Genomic DNA, 6,034 nt, shown 5'->3' with positions numbered 1-6,034 from the left:
TGCCGCCGTGGTGGCCGCGGTGCGGCGGGTGACCGACCTCGAATTCGTCAACGGCGGTGGCACCGGGAGCGTCGAGTCCACCCGCGCGGAGAAGGCGGTCACCGAGGTCACCGCGGGATCCGGGCTGATCGGGTCCGCGCTGTTCTCCCGGTACACGCGGTTCACCCCGCGCCCCGCCGTGCTGTTCGCACTGCCGGTGGTGCGCAGGCCCCGCGCCGACGTGGTGACGCTGGGCGGCGGCGGGTACCTCGCCTCGGGTCAGCCGGGGCCGTCCCGGTTGCCGACGCCGTACCTGCCCTCGGGACTGCGGCTGCTCGGGGTGGAGGGCGCCGGGGAGGTCCAGACCCCGGTCACCGGGGAGGCCGCCCGGCGGCTGCGTCCGGGCGATCGGGTGTGGTTCCGGCACGCGAAGGCGGGGGAGCTCGCCGAGCACGTCAACGACTACCATCTGATCGAACACGGGAGGCTGGTCCGGACCGTGGCGACCTACCGGGGCGAGGGCCGGGCCTTCGGGTGAGCGGCGTCACTCCCCGAACTTGCCCGCCAGATAGCTCCTGATCAGTTCCTTGGTCTCGGCGATCACGTCCGGGTCGCCGTCCGGGTCGCGGCGGAAGGCGAGGTTCAACAGCCCGTCGGCCGCCTCGACGGCGACGGAGATCGGCAGCGTCACCTCCGCGGCCGACAGCGGTACGTGTCGGGTGACCAGGGCCGCGAGCGCGTCGGTCACCACCGTGTTGTTGGTGCGCCGGTCGTCGAGCAGGCGCAGGTCGACCACATCGCCGAAGTGGACCTGGGAGAAGCCCGGCACCTCGCGGTGCATGCGCAGGTAGATGTCCAGCAGCGAGTCCACGACGTCCCACCAGTGGCCGGGGCCGAGTGTGTCGAGCCGGTCGTTGACCGCCGTGATGAACCGTTCGAGGTTGCGCTGCGTCAACGCCTGGACGACGGCGCGCTTGTCGGGGAAGAACTGGTAGAGCGATCCCACGGCGACACCGGCACGCCGGGCGATGAGCGTGGTGGTCAGCGCCTCGTACCCGACCTCGTCGAGCAGTTCGGCGGTCGCGTTCAGCATGCGTTCCACACGCTGGGCGCTGCGTTGCTGGACGGGTTGCCGCCGCAACGGGGTGTGTTCGGTGCGGGCCGTCCCGTCGCCGGTCTCGTCCGGTTCCGGCGGGGTCGGGCCAGGGGTCACCGTCTGGTTCTCGGACACGTCGTGCTCCTTGCTGTGCAGGTCAGCGACTTTATCGTGTCCGGTCTCCGCGTCACCGACGAGTGAACGCGGGTACGGGAACCGCGAGGCTCGGAGGAGATGGAACCGCGGGCCGGTGCCGGTCGGGGGGAGGGGAGTGCAACGGCACCGGCCCGCGGAGTCGGGGCCCACCAGGGGCGGGGTGCGCGGGCGACCACGGCATCACCGGGCGGAACACTCGGCGAGTGGCCCGGCCACCCGTGCGCGGTGTGTAGTTGTGTCGGCAGGGCGGTGGTTCCGTCGTGTGAACGATCTCGGAGCCGACCGCCGCCCGCTCAACCTAACCGGCCGGTAGGGCCACCGCCAGTGGGTCTGCGGGTTTTTTGCGATTAATCGCGAAAGGATTCGCGAAGGAGCCGGCGGCCGGACTCGTCACGCTCGGGGGTACGCACGAGCCGGCCGCCGGCGATCGGGGGCCGTCCGGCGGGAGAACACCGTCGGACGGGCGTGCCGGAGGCGCCGACCGGGTCATCGGTGCCGCCCTCCGGCGAGGGCGTGTCGGGGTTCGGAGCGGGGGGTGGGCGGCAGCAGGGCATGCCTGCCCGTCGGCTGCTCCGGGGGTGGCGGGGGGACCGGGGAAGCGGGAGCAGCCGATGGAACCGGGGTTGCAGGGGACGGGGTGGGATTCCGGGACGGGGCCAGCCCGCCCGCGACGAGGTGGTCGTGGGCGACCTGCCAGACGGAGCAGGGCGCCTTGCACCGGTGCCATCTGGTCGAGCAGGTGGGGCAGTCGCCCCGCTCGTCCGGTTCGTGGGCCCGCAGCATCGCGCGCCATCCCTCGGTCAGCCGGGGCAGCTCCGCGCGTGCCACGGACACGAGCGACGGTGCGTCCGCACGGTCGGCGAGGTCGGCGAGCATGTCGAGGCGTTCCCACACCGCGTCGCGGAGCACCTGCCCGAGTATCTGGTCCACCGGAACTCACCGTCACCTTTCCGCCAGGTCGGCGGCTTCGTCGAGCGCGGCCCGGAGTCGGCCGAGCTGGCTGTGCGTCAGACGCGCCGTCTCGCCGGGAGGGCCCACGAGGACCACCTCGCCCGCATCGACGAACACCGTGACGCAGCGGTGTCTGCTGATCAGGTCGCCGCACCGCACACGCCACACCCGACCGTCCGCGTCGGGGTGCGCGTCGTCGGCGGACGGGTCCCCGGCACCGGGCGGGTCGACGCGGGACGGGCCGGCCGCGGCACGGTCGGCTGTGATCGAGTGCACGTCCCTCACGTCCTCTCGGTTCCGTCTCGGTCGTCCCCGGATGGCCGGGGGCGGGTCGTGGTTGCGTACGGTGTCCGCCCGGCCACGCATCCTGCGCTTACCCAACATTGCGGCGAATCGAACGCCGAGAGAACCCCGAGTGCATCCCGTAGCGCCGACCGGCAACCCGGACACGCCGAGCGGTCGCCGAAGGTTCGGCCCGGCCGATCAGACTCCCCGAACGCGCCTTCGCGCGGTTGAATGGACGTTGCTTACGCTGCACACCGACGCCCGAGGCCGACTGTGGAGGGGCGGAATGGACACCGACGCCGACAGGGACGACACGCACGGTCGCATCGATCCGGAGGTCTGGGAAGGCCACGAGATGCGGGACGCGCTCGCCGCTCGCGACATCAGCGAGGTCTACCGGCAGTTGCGCAGACACGGCATCTCGCAGCGGCAGATCGCCGCGATGACCGGCCAGTCCCAGTCGGAGGTGTCGGAGATCCTCAAGGGTCGGCAGGTCATGGCCTACGACGTGCTCTCGCGCATCTGCCAGGGCCTGGGGATCCGGCCGGGGTACATGGGCCTCGCCTACGACGAGGCCACGCGGAACGAGGTCGTCGGGACCACCGGCGAGCAGCAAGCTGAGGAGGACGAGTCCGTGAAGCGACGGAAGTTCCTCGCGCACGCAGCCCAGGTCACCATGGGGGCCGCGGTCTTCGGGCCCACCTCGTCCGCCTGGGCGACGAACCCCGCGAGGACACCCGCGCCGGGGCGGATCGGCGTCACCGACGTCCGACAGGTCGAGGCGGCCACCAGGGCGCTGCGGGCGCTCGACTACCAGTACGGCGGTGGGTTCTGCCGGGACGCGGTGGTGGCCCAGTTGTCCTGGGGCCAGCAGATGCTCCAGGCCGGTGGCACCGAGCAGGTGAAGTCCCGGCTGTTCGTGGCGCTGGCCGACCTGCACAGTCTCGCGGGCTGGACGTCGTTCGACATCGACCTCGTCGACTCGGCGCGCAACCACTTCGCGCAGGCGCTGGATCTGGCCAAACACGGCGAGAACAACCCGCTGGTCGCGAACATCCTCTACCGGATGGGTCGGGTCTATCTGCACCAGGAGGCACCCGACGACGCGCTGAAACTGTTCCAGCTCGGCCAGCTCGCCGCCCAGGACTCCGGTTCGGAGCTGGCGGTGGCCGTGCTCTGCGCCAACGAGGCGTGGGCCTACGCCATGATGGGCAACGAGGAGCAGGCCGTGAAACTGCTGGGCAGGACGAAGGACGAGTTCGCCCGTGCCGACCTCGCCAACGCGGAGTCGTGGGTGCGCTTCTTCGACGAGACCGACGTGCACGCCATGGTCGGGACGGTGCACACGGCCCTGGCCCAGCACGTCGACCCGAACCATTCCCGCTACGCCATCCCGGCGTTGCGCAGGGCCACCGACTCCTACGGCGAGGACATGGCGCGCAGCAAGACGTTCAGTCTCAGCATGCTGGCGACCAACCACCTGCTGGAGGGCGATATCGACCACGGTGCCAAGGTCGGGGGGAAGGCGCTGGACTGTGCCGAGGGACTCAAGTCGGCGCGCGTGGAGAAACGCATGGAACCGCTCAAGCACGAGGCTCAGCGGCGCAGCAACAACAGCGACGCGCGTGACCTCGCCGAGCGGATGAATCAGTTCTTCGCGTAGGGGCGGGCCGGTACGGGCGAGGACGCGCGGTTGGACGGCCGGTTCACCAGACAGCAGTTGCACGACGTCCTGGACACCGCGTGTGCCCGGCTCGGCCTCGACTCCCGCGGTGCCGCGCTGCTGCGGTTCACCAACAACGCGGTGTACTCGCTCGCGGCCGACCCCGTCGTGGTGCGCATCGTGGGCTCCCGGGCGCTGCGGCACCGGGCGTACAAGGTGGTCGCGGTGGCCGAGCACTTCGCCCGGCACGGCGTCCCGGCCGTCCGCCTGCTCGACGGGGTGCGCCAGCCCCTCGTGGTGGGGGAGAACGTGGTGACCGTGTGGCACCGGGTGCCCGAGACCGGCCGCAGGGCGACGTCCGGAGAGCTGGCGGGGTTGTTGCGCCGGGTCCACGCGCTGCCCGCGCCGGAGGGGGTCGGCCCGTGGGCGCCGTTGGACGACGTCCGCGCGCGGATCGCCGACGCCGAGGAGTTGACCGCCCGGGACCGGCGTTTCCTGCTGCGGCGGTGCGACGAGGTCGAACAGCGGTTGGCGGCGTTGCGGTTTTCGATGTCGCCCGGGCTTATCCACGGCGACGCGCACCCCGGCAACGTCATCGTGGGCGAGGACGGCCCGGTGCTGTGCGACTTCGACTCCTGCAGTCACGGCCCCCCGGAGTGGGACCTCACCCCGCTCGCGGTGGGGCGGCAGCGGTTCGGGGACCCGTCCTCCTGGTACCGCGAGCTCGCGGCCGGTTACGGCTTCGATGTCACGACGTGGGACGGGTTCGCCACACTGCGGGCGGCCAGGGAGCTGAAGCTCACCACGAGCGTGCTCCCGATCCTGCGCAGTCACCCCTCGGTCCGGCACGAGTTGTACCGCCGTCTGGAGGATCTGCGGGAGGGGCGGACCGACACGCGGTGGGTCCGGTACCGCTGAACGGGGCATCCCCGACACGTTCGGCGACGGTTTCCGGCCGCTCGTCGCTTCGGGGTCGGTGGCTCCGGACGACACCGCGCGGCACCCCGGCCGGTGGACTTCGGTCGCGCCGAACTCCACCGGACGGGGCCGGACGGGGCCGGACGGTGTCAGTCCTCGTGCGAACGGCCCATCCGCAACGCGACGCCGAGCCCGATCACCAGCAGTGCGGCCGCCCCGATCACCCAGACCCACACGGGCACGCCCGCGGGGTCGTCGTCGGCGGTGCCGTCGGTGGTGTCGCCCGCTGCCGGGTCCTCCGGCACGACGCTGTCCGGGACCTGCCGGACGGAGGGCGGCGGCGGATCGCCCTCCGCGGTGCCGTCGGTGCCGGGCCCGCCGGTGTCCCCGGCGGCCGGTCCCGGTTCGGTGAGGGTGAACCGGATCTCGTCGCTGACCGGGTGGCCGTCGGCCGAGAGCACCCGGAAGCCGATGACGTACTCGCCCGCGGGGCCCAGCGGGCGCAGTGGCGCGGTGGCCTCGGCACCGTCGATCGTGACGGTGCCCTCGGCCCACGCCTCGCCGTCGGGGCCGGTGACGGCCACCTCGTTGGTGCCCGCGTCCTGGACCGGCTGGTCGAAGGTGAGGGTGACCGCCTCGGGTGCGGTGGCGAGCCGGTCACCGTCGGCGGGGTCCGACGAGATGAGCACGTTGTGCGCGGCGGCGGGCGGGGCACCGACGAGCACCGTCAGTGTCGTCAGGGCTCCCACCAGCGCGACGGCGAGCACGGCCGGCACGCCGGTCCAATGCCGCGGTGGCGTGGCCCGCCGGGTGGGGAATCGTTGTGTCGACATCGACAAGAGTCGCTCCTGAAACCGTGGAATGTCGTCAAAGTCGGATCCGTCGTCGGTCAGGAGGTCGCGGGCGGCCCACGGAGGGGGTGAGCCCGGTGCCGCAGCACCGCGAGGGCCCGGGAGCCCGGGTCCGGGCCGGTCGGCACGCCGGGC

The 6,034-nt window shown here is 72.2% G+C and carries 6 protein-coding genes and 1 pseudogene; 3 read left to right on the top strand and 4 right to left on the bottom strand.

The annotated features are described in order from the left end of the window. A pseudogene (locus tag SACHA_RS22590) lies at positions 1–517 on the top strand (amino acid deaminase/aldolase); the annotation flags it as partial. A gap of 6 nt (positions 518–523) precedes the next feature. Here SACHA_RS22590 and SACHA_RS0115995 read toward each other — a convergent pair. The 3 genes from SACHA_RS0115995 to SACHA_RS0115985 all read right to left on the bottom strand — a co-directional run bounded on the left by SACHA_RS0115995 (position 524) and on the right by SACHA_RS0115985 (position 2,467). Then, on the bottom strand, positions 524–1,210 hold the full coding sequence (locus SACHA_RS0115995; protein ID WP_019811354.1) for a TetR/AcrR family transcriptional regulator: 687 nt from the start codon (positions 1,208–1,210) through the stop codon (positions 524–526). 507 nt (positions 1,211–1,717) lie between these two features. Further along, positions 1,718–2,161: a hypothetical protein gene (locus tag SACHA_RS0115990; RefSeq protein WP_019811353.1), complete on the bottom strand. Its 444-nt coding sequence runs from the start codon at positions 2,159–2,161 to the stop codon at positions 1,718–1,720. Between the two features lie 12 nt (positions 2,162–2,173). Beyond that, positions 2,174–2,467, bottom strand: a complete 294-nt coding sequence (locus SACHA_RS0115985; protein ID WP_019811352.1) for a hypothetical protein — start codon at positions 2,465–2,467, stop codon at positions 2,174–2,176. A 286-nt stretch (positions 2,468–2,753) separates the two neighbouring features. Between SACHA_RS0115985 and SACHA_RS0115980 the strand changes: the two genes are divergently transcribed. Next, on the top strand, positions 2,754–4,130 hold the full coding sequence (locus SACHA_RS0115980; RefSeq protein WP_019811351.1) for a helix-turn-helix transcriptional regulator: 1,377 nt from the start codon (positions 2,754–2,756) through the stop codon (positions 4,128–4,130). A gap of 30 nt (positions 4,131–4,160) precedes the next feature. Beyond that, positions 4,161–5,048 carry a phosphotransferase family protein gene (locus SACHA_RS0115975; RefSeq protein ID WP_019811350.1) on the top strand — a complete coding sequence of 296 codons (888 nt, stop codon included), beginning with the start codon at positions 4,161–4,163 and terminating at the stop codon, positions 5,046–5,048. A gap of 149 nt (positions 5,049–5,197) precedes the next feature. On the opposite strand, the gene SACHA_RS0115970 is transcribed toward SACHA_RS0115975, so the two are convergent. After that, on the bottom strand, positions 5,198–5,824 hold the full coding sequence (locus tag SACHA_RS0115970) for a copper resistance CopC family protein (RefSeq protein ID WP_019811349.1): 627 nt from the start codon (positions 5,822–5,824) through the stop codon (positions 5,198–5,200). Positions 5,825–6,034 lie beyond the last annotated feature (210 nt).

The organism is Saccharomonospora halophila 8, assembly GCF_000383775.1.
In the GTDB taxonomy this organism is placed as follows: domain Bacteria; phylum Actinomycetota; class Actinomycetes; order Mycobacteriales; family Pseudonocardiaceae; genus Saccharomonospora; species Saccharomonospora halophila.
Note: the sequence above shows the minus strand (reverse complement) of the source record. Positions and strands in the feature narration are given on the sequence as shown.